This is a genomic window from Pseudarthrobacter sp. LT1 (genome assembly GCF_035621795.1).
Classification (GTDB): domain Bacteria; phylum Actinomycetota; class Actinomycetes; order Actinomycetales; family Micrococcaceae; genus Arthrobacter.
The window spans coordinates 2,344,906-2,364,234 of the sequence record NZ_CP141830.1 but is presented as its reverse complement, the minus strand read 5'-3'; the positions used below and the strand labels follow the sequence as shown (position 1 = coordinate 2,364,234).

The window sequence follows — 19,329 nt, the reverse complement described above, 5'->3', positions numbered from 1 at the left end:
AGCATGGCAACGTACGACGGCGGCCCGGTCGCCTTGGTGCGCTCGGCCCTGGTGGAGGCCGGTGTCGGGGATACTGTGCGGACCTTTCCGGCCGGAGTTCCCACGGCGGCGGCAGCAGCGCAGGCGCTCGAATGCGATCTTGCGGCCATCACCAACAGCCTCATCTTCGACGTCGGCGGCGAACCCCTGCTGATCCTCGCCAGCGGGGCGGCCAGGGTGGACACTGCGCTGGTGGCGGCCCAGCTTGGCACCGGCAAAATCCGCCGCGCCTCCCCCGCTTTCGTCCTGGACCATACCGGGCAGGAAGTTGGCGGGGTCGCCCCTGTAGGCCATCCCCAGAGAATCCGGACCCTGCTGGACGAAACTCTGCAGGCCCACGGGCTGCTGTGGGCTGGAGCAGGTGACCACAACTCGATGTTCAGCATCACCTACCAGGAGCTGCTCCGCATGACCGGGGCCCTGGAACTGACGGTGCGCTAGGCGAGGGTGATCAGGTCCAGGTAGTCCTCGTTCCAGAGGTCTTCAACGCCATCCGGAAGCATGACAACCCGTTCGGGGTTCAGGGCCTCGACAGCACCTTCGTCGTGGCTGACCAGGACGACGGCGCCGGTGTAGTTGCGGAGGGCGCCGAGGATCTCGGCGCGGCTGGCGGGGTCCAGGTTGTTGGTGGGCTCGTCGAGGAGGAGGACGTTGGCGCTTGAGGCCACGATGGTGGCGAGGGCCAGGCGGGTCTTCTCACCACCGGAGAGCACGCCTGCGGGCTTGTCGACGTCGTCACCGGAAAACAGGAATGAGCCCAGGATGCCCCGTACCTCGGCGTCCTTCATGTCCGGTGCGGACGAGCGCATGTTCTCCAGCACGGTGCGGTTGTGGTCCAGGGTTTCGTGTTCCTGGGCGTAGTAGCCCACTTTGAGGCCGTGCCCCGGGATGACCTCACCGGTGTCGGGGGTGTCCACACCGGCGAGCATGCGCAGCAGGGTGGTCTTGCCGGCACCGTTGAGGCCAAGGATGACCACTTTGGAGCCACGGTCGATGGCCAGGTCCACGTCCGTGAAGATCTCCAGCGACCCGTAGGACTTGCTGAGCCCGTCCGCGGTGAGCGGGGTCTTGCCGCAGGGTGACGGGTCCGGGAACCGCAGGGCTGCCACGCGGTCCTGTTCGCGGACAGCTTCCAGTCCGCTGAGCAGCCGCTCGGCGCGTTTGGCCATGTTCTGCGCGGCGACGGCCTTGGTGGCCTTCGCCCGCATCTTGTTGGCCTGGTCCATGAGGACTTGTGCCTTCTTTTCGGCGTTGGCCCGTTCACGCTTCCGGGCCCGCTCGTCAGTTTCCCGCTGCAGCAGGTAGCGCTTCCAGTCCATGTTGTAAAAGTCGATCTGGGCACGGTTGGCATCGAGCAGGAACACCTTGTTCACGGTGGCTTCCAGCAGGTCCGTGTCGTGGCTGATCACGATCAGGCCGCCCTGGTGGTTCTTCAGGAAGTCACGCAGCCAGGCAATGGAATCGGCGTCGAGGTGGTTCGTCGGTTCGTCCAGGAGCATGGTCTCGGCATCCGAGTACAGGATGCGGGCAAGCTCCACACGGCGCCGCTGTCCGCCGGAAAGCGTCTTGAGCGGCTGGTTCAGCAGCCGGTCAGGGAGGGCAAGGTTGGAACAGATGGAGGCTGCTTCGGCCTCGGCCGCGTAACCGCCGGCGGCGAGGAACTCGGATTCCAGCCGGTCGTACCGGTTCATGGCCTTGCGCTGGACGTCGGCGTCCTCGCTTGCCATTTCGTCGTGCGCCTTGCGCAGTTTGCCGACGACGATGTCCAGGCCGCGGGCGGAAAGGATCCGGTCCCGCGCCAACTGTTCCATGTCGGGGGTCCGTGGGTCCTGGGGCAGGTACCCGATTTCGCCGCTGCGGGTCACCTTGCCGGCGGCGGGCAGGCCTTCGCCCGCGAGGACACGGGTCAGCGTGGTCTTGCCAGCGCCGTTCCGGCCCACCAGGCCGATCTTGTCCCCTTTGTCGATGCGGAAGCTCACCTGGTCCATGAGGAGCCGGGCACCGGCGCGCAGTTCAAGATCCTGGACAGTAATCACAGCAGGTAAGGCCTTTCACAACAGGGAACGCCACGGTCCGCGCACTGTGTGCGAAGGGACTCCGGGGCAGAGTGGCCGGAGAACGGCACAATCCAGTCTACCGTCCGGCGGGCCACGCCAGTTTCAGCAGCAGAGACTTCCGGCAGTCCGGTACTTGGTGCCGTGGGCTTAACTGCCGGCTGCGCCCCGGAGGTTCAAGCAGAATGGGGTCATGGAATTCGATCGGCTGCTCCAGATCCGGCGTATTTACGCACAGCCAGCCGCCCTGGAGCTGCCCCGGGGCCAGCAGATCGTAGCGCGCTGGCCGGACGCCGACGTCGTACTGGTGGACAGCCATTGGAACATCCCGGACCTGCACGGTGACGAAACCAACGTGCCGCGCTGGTCACGGATCAAGACGGAGGCGCTGGTCCTGGGGATCAAAAAGTCGCTGACCGTCAAACCCAATGGCCGATCGGCGGACTTCATTGCACCTTCCACGGCGAACGGCTGCGCCATGGCGTGCGCCTACTGCTACGTTCCCCGGCACAAGGGCTACAGCAATCCAGTTACGGTGTTCGCCAACATCAACCAGATCGCTGCGACGCTGGAGCGGCACGCCACCCGCCAGGGGCTCAAGCTGGAGCCCAACCAGTGCGACCCGGAGCTGTGGGTCTACGACATCGGCGAAAACAGCGACTGTTCGGTGGATGCGCTGATCAGCCCCAACGTCGAGGAGCTTGTGGGGCTTTTCCGCGAACTGCCCAACGCCAAGCTGTCCTTCGCCACCAAGTTCATCAATCCGGAGATGCTGGGGTGGGACCATGGCGGGCACACCCGGATCCGCTTCTCCCTGATGCCGGCGGACCTGGCCAAGTCCATTGACGTCCGGACGTCGCCCGTGGCGGAACGGATGGCAGCGATCAACGAGTTTGTCGACGCCGGCTACGAAGTGCATGTGAACTTCTCCCCCGTCATCATCACCGACACTTGGCTGGCCGACTGGGAGGCGCTGCTCCGCCAACTCGATGCGACGTTGACGGAGGCAGCCAAGGCCCAGCTCGCGGCGGAGGTCATTTTCCTGACCCACAACGAGCAGCTGCACGAGGTCAACCTGGGCTGGCATCCGCAGGCTGAGAACGTCCTGTGGCGTCCCGACCTCCAGGAGTCGAAAACCTCGTCCAACGGTTTCAACAACGTCCGCTACCGGTCACGGGCCAAGGCAGGCTATGTGCGGCAGCTGACCGCGCTCATTCAGGACATCGCGCCGTACTGCCGCATCCGCTACGCGTTCTGAAACGCGCGGCGGATGCGGCACCTGTCAGTCTTTGTGCTCGGCGGGCCGGTGTCCGCCGTTCCTGGCAGGCGCGGCCGCCTCATTGTGGCCGCCCTTGGCTTTGCCGAACGGCAGCACTTTCAGAAGCGGGCCCACCACCGCCATGACGATGAGGCCCCAGGCGAGCCCGACGACCGTTGAGCACAGGGTGTTGACAAGCCAGGCCAAAAGACCGCCGACAACCGCGACCCCGGCCACCGGGTGCTCAAGCGCGTGGACCAGGTCGTAGGGTGCGTGCCAGCCGAGGTCATGCGCGCCCTGCAGCATGATGTGGCCGCCAACCCACAGCATGGCGATCGTTCCGACGAAGGTGATGGTGGCCAGCACGGCGGGCATTCCCCTGACCAGCAACCTCCCGAACCGCTTGGAGCGGGGAGAGTCCTTGGCAGCCAAGTGCACACCGATGTCGTCCATCTTGACGATGAGCGCGACGGCGCCGTACACGAGCACCGTGATGGCGAATGCCACCAGGACCAGGATGAACGCACGGACCCAGATGGATTCTGTCGCCACCTCGTTCATGGAGATGACCATGATCTCGCAGGACAGGATGAAGTCGGTGGTGATGGCGCCTTTGACGACCTTGGCCTCGGCGTCGTGCCCGCGTTCCACCGCCGGCGCTTCTTCCTCCTCGTGGTGGCCGCCGCGGAGCTTGTGCCAGACCTTCTCGGCGCCCTCGTAGCAGAGGTAGGTGCCGCCGAGCATGAGGATGAACGGGATGATCCAGGGGATGAAGGCGCTGATGAGCAGCAAGGCGGGCAGGATGATCAGGAGCTTGTTCCGGATGGAGCCCCAGAAGATCTTCTTGATCATCGGCAGTTCGCGTGACGGGTCCGCACCTGAGACGTACTGCGGTGTGACCGCGGCGTCGTCGATGACGACGCCGGCAGCTTTGGCCCCTGCCTTGGCTGCACCGGCTGCGACGTCGTCCACTGATGCTGCCGCGATGCGCGCCAGGGCTGCGACGTCATCCAGCAAGGCTACGAGGCCGCCGCTCACAGCTGGCCCCCGCGAATCTTGTGATCAGGGCGTTGAGCATTGGGGGCTGGGTGCGTGATGGGCATATTCGGAGTATATTGCAGGCCGCCTGCAGGCTCAGCCCTTCGTCAGGTCCTCCGCGAACATCACAATGATGCCGCTGGGGCCCCGCACGTAGCTGAGCTTGTAGGCGTTTTCGTACGTTGCGACGCCACGCAGGGGATGGCAGCCGTGCCGTGCGGCGATCTCGAGAGCCTGGCCAATGTCGTCAACCGAGAAGGCAACGCGGTGCATGCCGATCTCGTTGGGCAGGGTGGGCTCAGTCTCGATCGCGTCGGGGTGGATGTATTCAAAGAGCTCGAGGCGGCCGTTGCCATCCGGCGTTTGGAGCATGGCAATCCGGGCGTGATTGCCGTCGAGCCCGACGGCTGTATCGGCCCATTCCCCGCTCACAGTCTGCCAGCCCAGGACAGTGAGCCCCAGGTCGGTAAAGAAGGCGACGGCCTCTTCCAAATCGCGGACCGCGATGCCTACATTCTCGAGTTTGATGGGCATGGGCCACACGCTACCAAGCCCGCATTGTCCGGGTCGAGGCCTGCCCCCCACCGGAAGTTGGTGTGGTGCGGGCCTTGCTGTTGGACTTTTTGCTTGACACCCTAAATACTAGACAGTCTAGGCAAGTTGGACTTCGACGAAGAGGTGGGCATGGAGCGGGGTGAGGAACAACAAGCACTGGTATCCGTCATCAACACGCTTGCGGGCAAGTTTCCCGGACGTTCCCGGACGGAGGTCGAAGACGCCGTCTGCGAGGAATACTCGGTCTTCAACGCCGGCCCCGTGCGGAGCTTGGTACCCATCCTTGTGGAACGTGCTGCCACCAAGCGTCTGGAAGGCGGACTGCTGTAAAGGTGTCTCCGGGACGTCCGGCCTCTATCCCCGGCGTGAGGCTGCAAAGAGGATTAACCCGGACCGGCCGTGGTCCGCGGTCACCCCGTGAATCGACGGGAAGCGGCCAACCGGCCGGAAGCCCAAAGCCTCGTGCATCGCGATTGACGCGGTATTGTGCTCGTTCGCAAAGTAGAAAACGCTGGTGGCGCGGGCCCAGATCCAATCCATCCGTGCCCGAGTGAGAGCGGAGCCAATTCCCCGCCGCCGGAAATCCGGGGCGACCTCAATCCCGCCGAGGAAGTGCCCCGCGGGGACGTCGGCATCAGGCTCGCCATGCGGCCGCTCGCATCACAAATCGCATTCACAGCCGGCAGATCAGTTAGCGTCGCCTCGCGTATCTCCACGCACCGAGCCTAGCCGGGAGCTCAACCGGTCGCGGCCCTTGCTGGATGAGACGCGGGGAACTCAGCGCCTGGCCTGGTATCTGGTCAGGACCACGCCACCGGGAAATGTCCGGGTCTCCACCAGGCCCAGGTTCATCCTGCCTTCCAGGGCCGTGAAGAACGGTGTGCCGCCTCCCAGCAGGACCGGATGCGTGACGGTCACGTACTCGTCGATCAGCCCGGCGCGCATGGCCGCCGCGGCGAGTGTGGCACCGACGATGTCCATGGGACCGCCCTCGCCGGCCTTGAGGCGGATGATTTCGGCGACCGGATCGCCGGTGACCAGGCGTGCATTCCAGTCGACGGTGCTGATCGTCGAGGAGAACACCACCTTTGGCATGTCCCGCCAGCGGTGGGCGAACTCGATCTGCGCCGGTGTGGCGCCAGGCTGCTGGTCGGCGGTCGGCCAGTGCGAGCTCATGGTCTCCCAGAGTTTGCGGCCGTACAGCGCCAGGCCCGTCGCTGCGACCCGGTCGGACCACCATTGGAACAGCTCATCGCTCGGTACGCTCCAGCCGAGGTCGTCGCCGGGCGCTGCGATGTAGCCGTCCACGCTCACATTCATGGCGAAGGTCAGTTTCCGCATGGCGCCAGTCTCCCGTGCGCCGGCAGCCTCTGTACAGACCAGCAGAGTTCGTGTTCGGTGGGGCCGGCGCTCCCGGGATCAGTCCCAGCCGGCAGCCCGCCGAACAGCCACCGCCAGCTCTACGGCAGGAATGTCGGAGGAGTCCAGTACCAGATCATCGGTCTCTGCAGCTTCAAGGATTTTTGACAATCCGTTGACGCGGTCCAGGTGCCAGGCGAGGCCTTCCGGATCGTCCCGATGGCGGAAGCGCAAGCGCGACTCCAGCACCTCTGGACGAGCCACGAGACGGCAGACGAACATTCGAACGGAACCCAGGGCTGCGACGTAGCGGGGTATTTCAGCTTCTGACTCGATGACCCTTGCGAGAATGAACCGCGTTGCTCCCGCAGCCCGATAGTTGCTCGTGAGGTTCTGGAGATTGAGCAGTGCGAGTTCATGGTTGAACCGGTCCGTTTCGGGCGCGGGGACCAGCCTTCGAATTGCGTCCAGATCGATGACAGCGTGACGTCCCCGTTCAGCCGCGCTTAGCGCATCAGCAAGGGTGGACTTTCCTGCACCGACGGTTCCATTGACGAAAATTGAATCCATGACCCGATCCTCCCAGTCAGCGCAGGAACATAACCTGTCAACGCTGCCTCTGATCCGGGAACGCATGCATGTCCTCGAGATCCTCTACCGGTGCTTCTTCCCCGGCAGTTTGTGAACGGTGGCGCCGTCCGGCTGCAAGGACCAGTGCGGCGGCACCCAGCAGCATGGCTACGGCCAATACGCCGAAGAATAAGGGAACGTCGAACCCGATATCGGTCCCGTCATTCCCGGACGTGGCCTGGGCCGTGGGTCCTGCTTCTTTGACCTCAGGCTGTTCCGCTTGTGCTTTGGTCACAGGCGGCCCGGATACGCGTAGGTCCTGGGCCGGGAAGACAGTTACAGATGCATCGGCGGTGTTGGTTACGATGACAGACCCGTTGGGAGCGATGGCGAGGTGTCCGGGATTTTTACCTGTGGGCAGGCCGAGTGAAACGTTGGTTCCGCCGGGTTTGATGACGGAGAGGCCGTTGGCCTCGTAAAGGACATAGACCGTACTGTCGATGCCCACGGCGACTTCCTTGGGGCCGCCTGGCACCGCCACGCGGTAAGCGACGGCCGAGTCTCCGGGCTTGATAACGGCGACGTCGTTAGTGGTGATGTTGGTGACATAGACGGCGCCGTCCGGGCCGACCGCGATCCCGTGCGGGTTACCGGTTTGACCGGGGTTCGGGCTGACATCAATGGTGCGTGAAACCCTGCCGGCACCTTGAGGGATGACCGAGACCGTTCCGTCGTTCTGGTTGGTCACATAGGCGGTGCCGTCCTTGGCCACGGCCACTTCCCTGGGATTACCTCCGACGGTGATCGCGTAAGCTGGTGCGCCTGCTCCGGGAGGGATGACCGAGACTGTGCCCAGGTTAGGGTTGGGAACAAAGACAGTGCCGTCCGGGGACGCGGCTATAAGGTGGGCACCTCGACTGAGGGGAATGGTACGGGCAACCTCAGAGGAGCCCTTCGGGATCACGGCGAGCCTTTCCTGCTGCTGGGTGTAATCCCACCCTTCGACAAACAAGGTCCCGTCTCCAGACAAGGCCATGCCGGCAGGGCTGAAACCGGGTATCAGGGTCGTGGCTGGTTGACCCGCCCCCGCAGGAAGAACGCTGACCCCTCCACCGGGGGAGTAATTGCCGATATACGCGGTCCCCTCGGCGTCGATGACGACGCTGAGAGGCTCTCGACCAACGTAAATCAGGTCCCCCGAGGCTACTGCAGGGACACCACCAGTCAACAAGATGATCCCAGCGACACCCGCTGCCACGCCCGCGGTAAACCGCATATACCTGCCCCCAAACCGATATTGAAATCCTCAGATGAGCATAGTGCCGGCCTGTCTGCCGCCACCGCGAAGCCCGCACGTCTACTGGTGGAACGGCACGGGTGACGGGCAACTTACCCACGTGCGCGACGACGGCACGCTCACCGTCCACGTCAGTCCAGGCTTCGAGGCCGTGCTCCGCTCCGTGACAGCGGACGGATAGCGCTGCGTGGCCCGCTTGTGCCCACCCGAAAGCACCCACACCCTCCCTTAGTAGGACCCCTACAAAATGGTCCCCGTTCCGCCCCGGTAGCGTCGGCTGTACATTAGATTCCGCTTGTACAACCCCGACAGGACCACCATGAGCAACACCGAGACCACCCCAGAAACCGGCAAACGGACGGAGCGCCGCCGCTGGAACGGCACCGACCTGGGACTGATCGCCGTCTTCGCCGCCCTCGTTGCCGGCGCAGCCCTGGTGCCCGGGCTGGCCCTGAACGGCTTCGGCGTCCCCATCACCTTCCAGACCCTGGCCGTGATGCTCACCGGCCTGGTGCTGGGCCCCGCCCGCGGATTCGCCGCCGTCGGACTTTACACCCTCCTGGGCCTGGCCGGCCTGCCCATCTTCAGCCAGGGCCGCAGCGGCCTGGCCATTCTTGCCGGGCCCTCGGCCGGCTACATCATCGCCTTCCCCATCGCCGCCGCCGTGGTGGGCTGGTTGGCCACTGTGGTCATCCGGCGGACCACGAAGGCCCGCGCCCTGTGGTTCTTCCTGGCCGCCACGGTCACGAGCGTTGTCTTTGTGCACACGCTGGGCGTCCTGGGAATTGCCCTCAACTCCAAGGCCACCCTGGAGCAGGCCTTCCTCAGCGACTTGGTCTTCTACCCCGGAGACATCATTAAGAACCTCCTCGCCGCCGCCGTCGCCGTCGCACTCCACCGGGCCTTCCCCGACGTCCTGGTCCGCCGCGTGCGCCGCCGCAATCAGCCCGCCCAAAGCGCCTAGGGACAACGCATGCCGGAAGTAACGTTCGACCAGGTGGGTGTCGCCGTCGACAGCGAAAACTCCCCCCAGCCCAAGGTCCTACTGGACGCGGTCAGCCTCAGGCTGGACGAAGCACGGGTGGGCGTCATCGGCGCCAACGGATCCGGCAAATCCACGCTGCTGCGCCTCATCAACGGACTCATCCAGCCCACCAGCGGCACCGTCACGGTCGACGGCGACGACACCGTGGGTGCCGTCCGGAAGGTCAGGCGCAACGTGGGCTTCGTCTTCACCGATCCCCTGTCCCAGCTGGTGATGCCCACCGGCCGGGAAGACGTGGAACTGTCCCTCCGCCGTTCAACAAAAAACGGTTCGGAGCGGCGGCAGTTGGCAGACAAAGCCCTCGAACGCCTGGGCCTGCTGCACCTGGCGGACCAAAGCATCTACGAGCTGTCCGGCGGTGAACGGCAGCTGATGGCGCTCGCCGCTGTGCTTGCCGTGAACCCCCGGGTGCTGGTGCTGGACGAGCCCTCCACCCTCCTGGACCTGCGCAACCGCGAGCTGCTCCGCAGGACCCTGGCGGATCTGGACCAGCAGATCATCATGTCCACCCACGACCTTGACCTGGCACTGGACATGGACCGTGTCCTGGTCATCGACCAGGGCCGCGTGGCCTTCGACGGCGCCCCGGCGGACGCCGTGGCGGCCTACCGCTCATGGTGCCTGCAGGGGCTCGAGGCCACAAGGCGGGATTCCACATGAGGGGCCACGGCTTCCTCCTGGCCAACTACGTGCCCGGCACCTCACTGGTACACCGGGCCCCGCTGGCACTGAAGTTCCTCCTGGTCATGGGCTGTGGCCTGCTTTCCTTCCTCATCGTGGACTGGCGCATTTCCGGGGTGATCCTGGCCGTCCTCTGCGGCCTGTTCCTCGCCACAGGCGCGGGGGCGAAGCGGCTGTGGCACGCCGTCCGCCCGCTGGCCCCCGTGCTCCTGGTCATTGGACTTTTCCAGTGGTGGCAGCTTGGCGGCCCTACAGCGGGCCGGATCGTGCTGAACATCCTGGTCTGCGTCGTGGCAGCATCCCTGCTCACCGCCACCACGCCGATCCAGCGGCTCCTGGACGGTGTGGTCCACCTGGCGCGCCCTTTCAAAAGGTTCGGCGCCGATCCCGAACGCTTCGCGCTGACCATCGGCATCATGCTCCGCAGCATCCCCTTCATCGCCGGAACCTTCGCGGACGTGCGCGATTCCGCCAAGGCCCGGGGACTTGAGCGCAACCCCCGCGCGCTGGTCCTGCCGGTCTTCATCACGTCCGTGGCCTACGCCCGCCAAACAGGTGAGGCACTGGCCGCCCGCGGCCTGGGCGAAGCGGAAGACTGACGGGCTGGGACGCCAGGCGGCGTTACAGCCGCCGGTACTCCAGGAGCGCCGCCGTGCCCATGCCACCGGCCATGCTGATCATCGCCAGCCCCAGGGCACCCTCGGTGTCCGCCCGCCGCGCCTGGGCCAGCAGCCGGGTGACCAGCACGGCACCCGACGCACCGTAGGCGTGCCCCAGCGCCAGCGCCCCGCCGTCGAGGTTTGCACGGCCGGGGTCGATGCCCAACTCGTCGAGGCACGCGAGTGTCTGCGAAGCGAACGCCTCGTTGAATTCCACCAGGTCCAGCTCGTCAGCTTTCACGCCTGCAGCATCCATCACACCACTGGCAGCCGGAACAGCGCCCATCCCCAGCACCTGCGGAGCCACCCCGGCGGTACCCGTGCCGCGCACCAGCAAGCCATCACGCACCCCCAGTTGGCGGGCCCGGGCAAGGGACGTTACGACGACGGCGGAGGCGGCGTCCGCGTCAAAGCAGGAGTTCCCGGCGGTGACAGTTCCTCCCGGCACAAAGGCGGCCGGGAACCGTGCCATGACAGCCGGGGTCAGGCCGGCCCGCGGGCCGCCGTCCGAAGAGACGGCCCCGGCCGGGGTCTCCAGCGGCACGAGTTCGTCGGTGAAGCGTCCGTCCCGGATGGCAGCGAGGGCTTTCCGGTGGCTGGCCAGCGCGAAATCATCCTGGCGTTCGCGGGCAACACCGTACTCTTTGGCCACCGTTTCCGCGGCCACGCCCATGTCCGGGTCCCCGAAGCTGTCCGGCACGAACTGGGCGCGGCGGTAAAACTCCGGGGTGTCGTCGTCCTTCCTGTGCGCCCGCAGGGGCGCGGTACTGGTGCTCTCCACTCCCCCTGCCAGGTACACCGGGTTGCCGCCGGCCCCGACCAGCCGCGACGCGAGCACGATCGCATCCAGTCCTGACCCGCACTGCCGGTCCACGGTGATACCCGGCACCGAGACCGGAAGTCCGGCCGCCAGCAGGGCCAGCCTGGCCACGTTCCCGCCGCCGCCCACGGCGTTGCCGGTAACGACGTCAGTGACGGACCCGGGGTCGAGCGCCACTGCGGTCACCAGCTTCCGGAGGACCGGAGCCAGGAGTTCGTGGGCGCGCAGGCTCCGCAGGGCGCCGTTGACGGGGCACACAGGGGTCCGCCGCGCGTCGATGATGACCGGCTGGCGTTCGGGCGGCAGGAGGTCAGGCACCAAGGGCACGCACCCTGGGGTCGCGGGCATTGATCCACTCCAGCAGGAGGTTCCGACTGACCTTTCCCCGGTCCGTGGTGGGAAGCTCCTGGAGCAGGTAGTACTGCAAGGGCCGCTTGTGCCGCGACAGGATGTCCTCCAGGCCGGCCCGCAGCTGGGTGGCACTGATTCCGCCGTGGGAAGGCACCACGCCTGCCACCACGCGCTGGCCGCGCAAATCATCGGCCATCCCCGCGGCGACTGCTGCCGCAACTCCGGGAACGGCCGCCAGCGCCAGTTCCACCTCATGCGGGTAGACGTTCCTCCCCGCCGTGAGGATCATGTCGGCACGCCGGCCAAGGATGTGCAGCCCGCCGTCCGCCAGGTAGCCCTGGTCCCCCACCGTGTACCAGTCGCCGAACGACCGCAGCGCTTCGCCGTCATCGCCCCACAGGTAACCGTTGCTCACCATGCCGCTGCGGACGCAGATGTTGCCGTAGCCGCCGTCGGGGACCGGTGCGCCGTCGTCATCCAGGATCCGGACGTCGACCCCCGGAAACGGCCGGCCGATTCCGGTGCCGCCTGCGGCGGCAGCCTGGCCGGGTGCCAGGCCCAGGCCGGACACGAAGCTCAGTTCGGAGGCGCCGTAGTACTCGTAGATGGTGGCATTGGGGGCCCAGCGCCTGGCCGCCTCGAGGGTGCGGGCATCAAGTTTGGAACCGGCGCAGATGATGGTCCGCACGCCGGAGGCATCGACGCATCCGGTCATTCCGCGTTCGCTGAGCATCCGCAGCATGGTGGGCACCAGGACCAGGCGGGTGACACGGTCGTGGGTGATGGCCGCGTGGACGTCGCCGACGTCGAACGTCTCCAGGGTCTGGAACTCCGAACCGGCGTACAGGCACTCAGCCAGGGCGTAGAGGTTCAGGCTGGCTGCCAGCGGACCGGGTGCCAGGGTCACGTCATCCTGCCGAAGCCCGAAGAACTCGATCGAGGCGTCGAAGGATTGCTGCCAGGACGCCCGGGAGCGGGTGAACGCCTTGGGTACAGCCGTGGTTCCGGAGGTGAGGCCGATCAGGAAGCTGGAGTCCGGCGGCCCGTCGGCCAGCTGGTCATCCGGGGACACGGGGGCCGGATCGGCGCATGCTTCCACCCGCCGGACGATGTCTTCCTGCAGCGGGGCGGACCACGCGGGATCCAGGACGGCGCATTGCCGGCCGCCCGCAACGGCGGCTGCGAATTCCACCGCAAAATCCACGGAATTGGCCTCACACAGCGCGGTGACGGACTTGGTCCCGGCCACCAGTTCAGCGGCGGCGTCCCGCAGCTGCTCCCAGTCCAGGCGGCGTCCGGCGATCACGACGGCGGTGTCGTGCGGCCGCTGCCCGGCCCAGCGCTGGAGCTTGTCGAGGAAAGGCACGGACCAACTTTACCGGCCGGGAGGATTGAGCGCCCGGCCCGCGGGTAATGTGACGTTATGAGTTTCAATGACAACGTTCAGCTGGATCCCTCCCAGGTCCAGGACCGCCGGGGCATGGGCACCGGGGTGAAAGTCGGCGGCGGCATCGGCGGCGGCCTGGTCCTGCTCGTTGCGCTTTTGCTGGGCATCAACCCCAACATGCTTGGTGGCTTGACCGACGGTGGCAACGCCGGGCAGTCGCAGGGTACGGCGCCGGCCTGCAACACGGGCGCAGACGCCGATGCCCGGCTGGACTGCCGGATCACGGGCACCGTGAACAGCCTCAACGCCTTCTGGCCCGGCTACCTGAAGCAGTACAACGTGCAGTACCCCCGGCCGGAGGCGGTCATCTTCAGCGGCGGCACCAACACCGCATGCGGTGCCGCGACCTCAGAGGTGGGCCCGTTCTACTGCCCAACGGACACCACGGCGTACTTCGATCCCGGGTTCTTCCAGGAACTCGTGGACCGCTTTGGGTCCTCCGGCGGCCCCCTGGCGCAGGAGTACGTGGTGGCACACGAGTTCGGCCACCACGTCCAGAACCTGCTCGGTGACCTGAAGCGGGCGCAGCAGGATCCGCAGGGTCCGGAATCCGGTTCCGTGCGGACCGAACTGCAGGCTGACTGCTACGCAGGGCTGTGGGCCAAGTACGCGTCCACCACGCCGAACCCGGCCACAGGGCAGCCGTACCTGGAGCCCCTCACCCCGCAGGATGTGAACGACGCATTGTCCGCCGCCGCGTCGGTGGGTGACGACCGCATCCAGAAGGCCGCCACGGGCCGTGTCTCCCCCGAAGGCTGGACGCACGGCTCCAGCGAGGAACGCCAGCGCTGGTTCTCGCGGGGCTACCAGTCCGGCGACATCAACCAGTGCGACACGTTCAGCGCCGCAACCCTCTAACCCGGTTCACCCCCATCGATTGCTCCGTAACGGCCCTTTTGGCACCCCAAAACGGCGGTTACGGAGCAATCGACGAACCGACGACGACGGCCGGTCACCTTCGCTGAGAAGGTGACCGGCCGTCGTCGTACTTCGGGTTTGTCAGATGTTGAAGCCGAGGGCCCGCATCTGGTCCTTGCCGTCATCAGTGATCCGCTCGGGACCCCATGGCGGCATCCATACCCAGTTCAGGCGCCAGTCGTCCACGACGCCGTCCAGGGCCTGGCCCACCTGCTCCTCGAGCACGTCGGTGAGCGGGCAGGCGGCGGTGGTGAGGGTCATGTCGATCAGGAGCGCGCCGTCCTCATCGGAGTACTTCAGGCCGTACAGCAGCCCGAGGTCCACCACGTTAACGCCAAGCTCAGGATCGATGACGTCCTTGAGCGCCTCTTCGACGTCCTCCAGGGCCGTACGGCCCGGCTTGATTTCGGTCATGACAAGTCCTAACTAGGCCTGTACTGCGGCCTCGGCCGCGATGGTAGCTGCGCCGGCGCCCTTTGCGTAACGGTCGTAGCCTTCTTCCTCGAGACGGTCGGCCAGCTCGGGGCCGCCCTCCTCGACAACCTGGCCATCCACGAACACGTGGACGAATTCAGGCTTGATGTAGCGCAGGATACGCGTGTAGTGGGTGATGAGCAGCGTGCCCATGTTGCCCTCGGAGTGTGCGCGGTTAACGCCCTCGGAGACAATCTTCAGCGCGTCGACGTCAAGGCCGGAGTCGGTCTCGTCGAGCACGGCGAACTTGGGCTTGAAGAGCTCCAGCTGGAGGATCTCCACGCGCTTCTTCTCGCCGCCGGAGAAGCCTTCGTTGACGTTGCGCTGGGCGAAGTCGGCGTCGATGCGCAGCTTCTCCATGGCGTCCTTGACGTCCTTGGTCCAGGTACGCAGCTTGGGTGCTTCGCCGTCGATGGCGGTCTTGGCGGTGCGCAGGAAGTTGGTCATGGTGACGCCGGGGACTTCTACCGGGTACTGCATGGCCAGGAAGAGGCCGGCCCGGGCGCGCTCGTCAACGCTCATCGCCAGGACATCTTCGCCGTCCAAGGTGATGGTCCCGCTGGTGACGGTGTAGCGGGGATGTCCGGCGATGGTGGACGCCAGCGTGGACTTGCCGGAGCCGTTGGGGCCCATGATGGCGTGCGTCTCGCCGGTCCTGATGGTCAGGCTGACGCCCTTCAGGATCTCCTTGGTGCCCTGCTCCGTGTCAATGCTGACGTGCAGGTCCTTGATCTCAAGAGTTGACATGCTCTTCTTTCTCTTTGCTCGTAAGTCTGGTGCTGCAGGCGCTCAGTTGTTTACTGCTGCGCCGTTCAAAACGTTGGTGACGTCCACGTAGACGTCGTCGCCGTCGAGTTCGACGGCGAACACCGGAACAGGATCGTAGGCGGGAAGCTGCAGTGGTTGGCCGCTCCGAAGGTCGAACTGGGAGCCGTGGCCCCAGCACTCGATGGCGCAGCCTTCCACGTCGCCTTCGGACAGGGAAATGTCCGCGTGCGAGCAGGTGTCTCCGATGGCGTGGATCTCCCCCATTGAATCCCGGACGACGGCTACGGGGTAGCCGTCGATCAGGATCCGCAGCGCCTGCTTGACCTGGATGTCATTGGCGCTGCAAACCAGCTCGCCCTTGGGTGTGCCGCTCATACGTTCCTGCCTGCCTTTAGTTCTCGGTTGCTGCGAGTTCGCGTTCCACAGCCTCGGTCAGGCGCTCTTCGAGGGCCGGGACCTTGATCTGCTGGATGATCTCGTTCAGGAAGCCGCGGACCACCAGCCGGCGGGCAACATCCTCGGGGATGCCGCGGGCCATCAGGTAGAACAGGTGCTCGTCATCGAACCGGCCGGTGGCGCTGGCGTGGCCGGCACCCTCGATCAGGCCGGTCTCGATTTCGAGGTTGGGCACGGAGTCCGCGCGGCAGCCGTCAGTGAGGACCAGGTTCTGGTTCTTCTCGTAGGAGTCGGTGCCTTCGGCCTGCTTCTGGATCAGGACGTCGCCGACCCAGACGGTGTGTGCGCCCTTGCCCTGAAGTGCGCCCTTGTACAGGACGTTGGACTTGCAGTTGCCCACGTTGTGGTCCACGAAGGAGCGGTGTTCCAGGTGCTGTCCGGCGTCGGCGAAGTAGAGGCCCAGGAGTTCGGCCTCGGCCCCTTCCCCGGCGAACCGGACGTTGGAGTTCAGGCGGACAATCTTGCCACCGAGGGTTACGGCGATGTGCTTGTACACGGCGTCCTTGGCGACCTCGGCGTCATGCTGTGCCAGGTGCTTGGCGTCATCTCCCCACAGCTGCACGGAAACCACCGTGAGGTGGGCACCTTCGCGGACCAGGACCTCAACGTTGCCGTTGTGGTCGGCGGTGCCGTCATGCTCGATGATCACGACGCCGCGGCTGTTGGGCCCGGCTTCGATCACGACGTGGGAATTGGTGCGGCGGCCCGCCCCGTTGCCGGTGAGGACAAGGCGCACGGGTGCGTCCAGCTCTGCGTTGGCTGGGATGGAGATCAGCTGGGCTTCCTCCGTGTTGGCGGAAGCCACGACGGCGGCACGGTCGGCCGGGACCAGGGTGGCACCACGGGGGGCCTCACCGGCGCGGAGGCTCCGCTGCGCCACGGCGGCGGGCGCCTCGATGGAAACGCCGAGTGCGCCCTCCTCCGACGGGGAGTCGGACAGGAGGTTGGCCAGTTCACGCACCGGGGTGAAGCGCCATTCCTCTTCCCGGCCGTTGGGCAGTGCGAAGTCGGCCACGTCATGGCTGGTGAGCCGCTCGGCGCGGGAGGCCATGACCTGGGTGCCGTGGCTGTGGTGGCGGTCAACCTTGGAGGCGACCAGGTGCTCGCCTTCCTCGGTGAAACCGGAGATCGACGGTGCGCCGATGCGCGCCTTTTCGGTAGTTGCTTCGGCAGTCATTAACCGACGGATCCTTCCATCTGGAGTTCGATGAGGCGGTTCAGCTCAAGGGCGTATTCCATGGGCAGTTCGCGGGCGATCGGCTCAATGAAGCCGCGCACGATCATGGCCATGGCCTCGTCCTCGGGCATGCCGCGGGACATGAGGTAAAACAGCTGTTCCTCGCTGACGCGGGAAACGGTGGCCTCGTGCCCCAGCTGCACATCGTCCTCACGGATGTCGATGTACGGGTAGGTGTCCGAGCGGGAAATGGTGTCCACCAGGAGCGCGTCGCAGCGCACGGTATTGGCGGAGTGCTTGGCGCCTTCGCGGACCTGCACCAGGCCGCGGTAGGCGGCACGGCCGCCGCCGCGGGCCACCGACTTGGAGATGATGGAGCTCTTGGTGTTCGGGGCAATATGCACCATCTTGGAACCGGTGTCCTGGTGCTGGCCCTCGCCGGCGAACGCGATGGACAGGGTCTCGCCCTTGGCGTGCTCGCCCACCAGATACACGGCCGGATACTTCATGGTCACCTTGGAACCGATGTTGCCGTCCACCCATTCCATGGTGGCGCCGGCTTCGCAGACCGCGCGCTTGGTCACCAGGTTGTACACGTTGTTGGACCAGTTCTGGATGGTGGTGTATCGGACGCGGGCGCCCTTCTTCACGATGATCTCCACCACGGCGGAGTGCAGCGAGTCCGAGGTGTAGATCGGCGCGGTGCAGCCTTCGATGTAGTGGACGTAGGAGTCCTCGTCGGCGATGATCAGCGTCCGCTCGAACTGGCCCATGTTCTCGGTGTTGATGCGGAAGTACGCCTGCAGCGGGATGTCCACGTGGACGCCCTTGGGCACGTACACGAAGGAGCCGCCGGACCACACTGCGGTGTTCAGCGAGGCGAACTTGTTGTCGCCCACCGGGATCACGGTGCCGAAGTACTCCTGGAAGATCTCCGGGTGTTCCTTCAAAGCGGTGTCGGTGTCCAGGAAGATGACGCCCTGGGCCTCGAGGTCCTCACGGATCTGGTGGTACACCACCTCGGACTCGTACTGGGCGGCAACGCCGGAAACCAGGCGGCTGCGCTCGGCTTCCGGAATGCCCAGCTTCTCGTACGTGTTGCGGATGTCCTCCGGGAGGTCTTCCCAGGTGGCAGCCTGCTTCTCGGTGGAGCGGACAAAGTACTTGATGTTGTCGAAGTCGATGCCGGAGAGGTCTGCACCCCAGGTGGGCATGGGCTTGCGGTCGAAGTACTTCAGGCCCTTGAGGCGGAGGTCGAGCATCCATTCCGGCTCGCTCTTCTTGGACGAGATGTCCCGGACAACCTCTTCATCGAGACCACGCCGTGCATTGGCGCCGACGTCATTCTTGTCGGCCCAGCCGTACTCGTAGTTGCCGATGCCGTGGAGCTCGGGATTCTTCTCCAGAATCTCCGAGATCACAGTGTTTTCGGCTACTGCTTTCTCTGATAGTTGGTCCGTCATCACGGCCTTTCTTGCTGATGGTTGGTTACTTCGTCCAGGCGGGCGGGGGCTGCCGCCGGCACTTTGGCCGGCCCGGCAGACAGCCTGCCTGTGGGAATGTGGGTGGTGCAGACGTGGCCACCACGGGCCAGGGTGGAAAGCCGGCGTACGTCCACTCCCACCAGCCTTGAGAAGACTTCCGTTTCAACGTCGCAGAATACCGGGAAGCGGGCGGCGAGCTGCTGGATGGGGCAGTGGCCCTGGCAGAGCTGCACGCTGGAAAGCGCCGCGGGCAGGGGTGCCTTGGCCTCGATGGAGGCGGCCGACGCCACAAAGTTGTCGCGGCTCAGGGCGGCCGACAGGGCGGTGGCGCGGTCCCTGATGTCCGGCCCGGCTTTTTCCATTTCGGGCGCGTAGCGCCGTTCCATGTCCGCGAACCGCTCCTCGGCGAACGCCCGTACGGCGTCAGGGCCGGCCACCTTCTGCAGCTGCTGGAGCGCAAGGGCTGCAATGTCAAGGTAGTCATTGCCCAGGCTGGACTGGCCCTGGGAGCTGAGGACGTAGCGGCGTGCGGGCCGGCCGGCGCCTGCTCCCGGCTTGGCAACCCGCTTGACCTCGATGATGCCGGCCCGGGAGAGGTGGTCGAGGTGGCGCCGGACAGCGGCCGGGGTGAACCCCAGCATGTCCCCCAGCTCGGCCGCACTGACGGGCCCGTGTTCCAGGACGGCAGCAAGGACCCGGTCCCGGGTGCGCTCGTCGGCGTCCGCCACAGGACCGGACGGGGCGGGACCCGGCCCGGCCACAGGCACAGCGGTAGCGTTGGTCATGGAATACACAACACAATCATGTCGTAATTTAGTCGCGGGCTCCAGTAAGGGCAGGCTGACCTTGGCCGCTGCGCGCAAAACTCCAAGGATAGGG

The 19,329-nt window shown here is 65.8% G+C and carries 22 protein-coding genes and 1 pseudogene; 8 read left to right on the top strand and 15 right to left on the bottom strand.

Annotated features, from left to right (window positions below; translation table 11 throughout):
- The first annotated feature begins 3 nt into the window (after positions 1–3).
- Complete coding sequence (locus VIK36_RS11070) at positions 4–480, top strand: YbaK/EbsC family protein (RefSeq protein ID WP_324641935.1); 477 nt, start codon at positions 4–6, stop codon at positions 478–480.
- On the opposite strand, the gene VIK36_RS11065 is transcribed toward VIK36_RS11070, so the two are convergent.
- Positions 477–2,075 (bottom strand): ABC-F family ATP-binding cassette domain-containing protein, encoded by a 1,599-nt coding sequence (locus VIK36_RS11065; protein WP_159632029.1) that lies wholly within the window; start codon positions 2,073–2,075, stop codon positions 477–479. The genes VIK36_RS11070 and VIK36_RS11065 overlap by 4 nt on opposite strands.
- A 211-nt stretch (positions 2,076–2,286) precedes the next feature.
- Between VIK36_RS11065 and VIK36_RS11060 the strand changes: the two genes are divergently transcribed.
- A complete protein-coding gene (locus VIK36_RS11060) occupies positions 2,287–3,351 on the top strand; it encodes a spore photoproduct lyase family protein (RefSeq protein ID WP_324641933.1) in 1,065 nt (354 codons plus the stop codon).
- Between the two features lie 24 nt (positions 3,352–3,375).
- Here the strand turns inward: VIK36_RS11060 and VIK36_RS11055 are convergent, their stop codons facing one another.
- Together VIK36_RS11055 and VIK36_RS11050 are read right to left on the bottom strand one after the other, a co-directional pair.
- A complete protein-coding gene (locus tag VIK36_RS11055) occupies positions 3,376–4,389 on the bottom strand; it encodes a DUF808 domain-containing protein (RefSeq protein WP_324641932.1) in 1,014 nt (337 codons plus the stop codon).
- 96 nt (positions 4,390–4,485) lie between these two features.
- Positions 4,486–4,923 carry a VOC family protein gene (locus VIK36_RS11050; RefSeq protein WP_324641931.1) on the bottom strand — a complete coding sequence of 146 codons (438 nt, stop codon included), beginning with the start codon at positions 4,921–4,923 and terminating at the stop codon, positions 4,486–4,488.
- 126 nt (positions 4,924–5,049) lie between these two features.
- On the opposite strand from VIK36_RS11050, the gene VIK36_RS11045 reads away from it, so the two are divergent.
- Positions 5,050–5,274, top strand: coding sequence for a three-helix bundle dimerization domain-containing protein (locus VIK36_RS11045; protein ID WP_324641930.1), 225 nt, complete (start codon positions 5,050–5,052; stop codon positions 5,272–5,274).
- Between the two features lie 24 nt (positions 5,275–5,298).
- Here VIK36_RS11045 and VIK36_RS22110 read toward each other — a convergent pair.
- The 4 genes and pseudogenes from VIK36_RS22110 to VIK36_RS11030 all read right to left on the bottom strand — a co-directional run.
- A pseudogene (locus VIK36_RS22110) lies at positions 5,299–5,547 on the bottom strand (GNAT family N-acetyltransferase); the annotation flags it as partial.
- Positions 5,548–5,721: 174 nt separating this feature from the next.
- Entirely contained in the window at positions 5,722–6,285 is a 564-nt protein-coding gene (locus VIK36_RS11040) for a dihydrofolate reductase family protein (RefSeq protein ID WP_324641929.1), read from the bottom strand.
- Positions 6,286–6,363: 78 nt separating this feature from the next.
- Complete coding sequence (locus VIK36_RS11035; RefSeq protein ID WP_324641928.1) at positions 6,364–6,873, bottom strand: AAA family ATPase; 510 nt, start codon at positions 6,871–6,873, stop codon at positions 6,364–6,366.
- A gap of 37 nt (positions 6,874–6,910) precedes the next feature.
- Positions 6,911–7,909 (bottom strand): YncE family protein, encoded by a 999-nt coding sequence (locus VIK36_RS11030; protein WP_324641927.1) that lies wholly within the window; start codon positions 7,907–7,909, stop codon positions 6,911–6,913.
- A gap of 274 nt (positions 7,910–8,183) precedes the next feature.
- Here VIK36_RS11030 and VIK36_RS11025 point away from each other — a divergent pair, with 274 nt between their 5' ends.
- The 4 genes from VIK36_RS11025 (at position 8,184) to VIK36_RS11010 (ending at position 10,495) form a co-directional block, all read left to right on the top strand.
- Positions 8,184–8,351 carry a hypothetical protein gene (locus tag VIK36_RS11025; RefSeq protein ID WP_324641926.1) on the top strand — a complete coding sequence of 56 codons (168 nt, stop codon included), beginning with the start codon at positions 8,184–8,186 and terminating at the stop codon, positions 8,349–8,351.
- Between the two features lie 138 nt (positions 8,352–8,489).
- A complete protein-coding gene (locus VIK36_RS11020) occupies positions 8,490–9,134 on the top strand; it encodes a biotin transporter BioY (protein ID WP_324641925.1) in 645 nt (214 codons plus the stop codon).
- Positions 9,135–9,143: 9 nt separating this feature from the next.
- Positions 9,144–9,875: an ABC transporter ATP-binding protein gene (locus VIK36_RS11015; RefSeq protein ID WP_324641923.1), complete on the top strand. Its 732-nt coding sequence runs from the start codon at positions 9,144–9,146 to the stop codon at positions 9,873–9,875.
- Positions 9,872–10,495 (top strand): energy-coupling factor transporter transmembrane protein EcfT, encoded by a 624-nt coding sequence (locus VIK36_RS11010; RefSeq protein WP_324641922.1) that lies wholly within the window; start codon positions 9,872–9,874, stop codon positions 10,493–10,495. Before VIK36_RS11015 ends, VIK36_RS11010 begins: the two co-directional genes overlap by 4 nt.
- Positions 10,496–10,517: 22 nt before the next feature.
- Here the strand turns inward: VIK36_RS11010 and VIK36_RS11005 are convergent, their stop codons facing one another.
- Complete coding sequence (locus VIK36_RS11005; protein WP_324641921.1) at positions 10,518–11,723, bottom strand: thiolase family protein; 1,206 nt, start codon at positions 11,721–11,723, stop codon at positions 10,518–10,520.
- Positions 11,686–13,092 (bottom strand): class I adenylate-forming enzyme family protein, encoded by a 1,407-nt coding sequence (locus VIK36_RS11000; protein WP_324641920.1) that lies wholly within the window; start codon positions 13,090–13,092, stop codon positions 11,686–11,688. Before VIK36_RS11000 ends, VIK36_RS11005 begins: the two co-directional genes overlap by 38 nt.
- Positions 13,093–13,149: 57 nt before the next feature.
- On the opposite strand from VIK36_RS11000, the gene VIK36_RS10995 reads away from it, so the two are divergent.
- Positions 13,150–14,031: a neutral zinc metallopeptidase gene (locus tag VIK36_RS10995; RefSeq protein WP_324641919.1), complete on the top strand. Its 882-nt coding sequence runs from the start codon at positions 13,150–13,152 to the stop codon at positions 14,029–14,031.
- Between the two features lie 141 nt (positions 14,032–14,172).
- On the opposite strand, the gene VIK36_RS10990 is transcribed toward VIK36_RS10995, so the two are convergent.
- Genes VIK36_RS10990 through VIK36_RS10965 form a run of 6 tightly spaced genes read right to left on the bottom strand, consistent with a single transcriptional unit; the run spans position 14,173 to position 19,235 of the window.
- Complete coding sequence (locus VIK36_RS10990) at positions 14,173–14,505, bottom strand: metal-sulfur cluster assembly factor (RefSeq protein ID WP_110543073.1); 333 nt, start codon at positions 14,503–14,505, stop codon at positions 14,173–14,175.
- Positions 14,506–14,517: 12 nt separating this feature from the next.
- The gene (gene sufC / locus VIK36_RS10985) at positions 14,518–15,312 is read right to left on the bottom strand and encodes a Fe-S cluster assembly ATPase SufC (protein WP_324641918.1); all 795 of its coding nucleotides are present in this window, start codon (positions 15,310–15,312) and stop codon (positions 14,518–14,520) included.
- Positions 15,313–15,354: 42 nt separating this feature from the next.
- A complete protein-coding gene (locus tag VIK36_RS10980) occupies positions 15,355–15,708 on the bottom strand; it encodes a non-heme iron oxygenase ferredoxin subunit (protein ID WP_307427140.1) in 354 nt (117 codons plus the stop codon).
- Positions 15,709–15,724: 16 nt separating this feature from the next.
- The gene (gene sufD, locus VIK36_RS10975) at positions 15,725–16,966 is read right to left on the bottom strand and encodes a Fe-S cluster assembly protein SufD (protein ID WP_255172180.1); all 1,242 of its coding nucleotides are present in this window, start codon (positions 16,964–16,966) and stop codon (positions 15,725–15,727) included.
- Positions 16,966–18,429 carry a Fe-S cluster assembly protein SufB gene (gene sufB / locus VIK36_RS10970; RefSeq protein ID WP_255172179.1) on the bottom strand — a complete coding sequence of 488 codons (1,464 nt, stop codon included), beginning with the start codon at positions 18,427–18,429 and terminating at the stop codon, positions 16,966–16,968. Before sufB ends, sufD begins: the two co-directional genes overlap by 1 nt.
- Positions 18,429–19,235 (bottom strand): helix-turn-helix transcriptional regulator, encoded by an 807-nt coding sequence (locus VIK36_RS10965; RefSeq protein WP_324641916.1) that lies wholly within the window; start codon positions 19,233–19,235, stop codon positions 18,429–18,431. The genes sufB and VIK36_RS10965 overlap by 1 nt, the downstream gene beginning before the upstream one ends.
- Positions 19,236–19,329 lie beyond the last annotated feature (94 nt).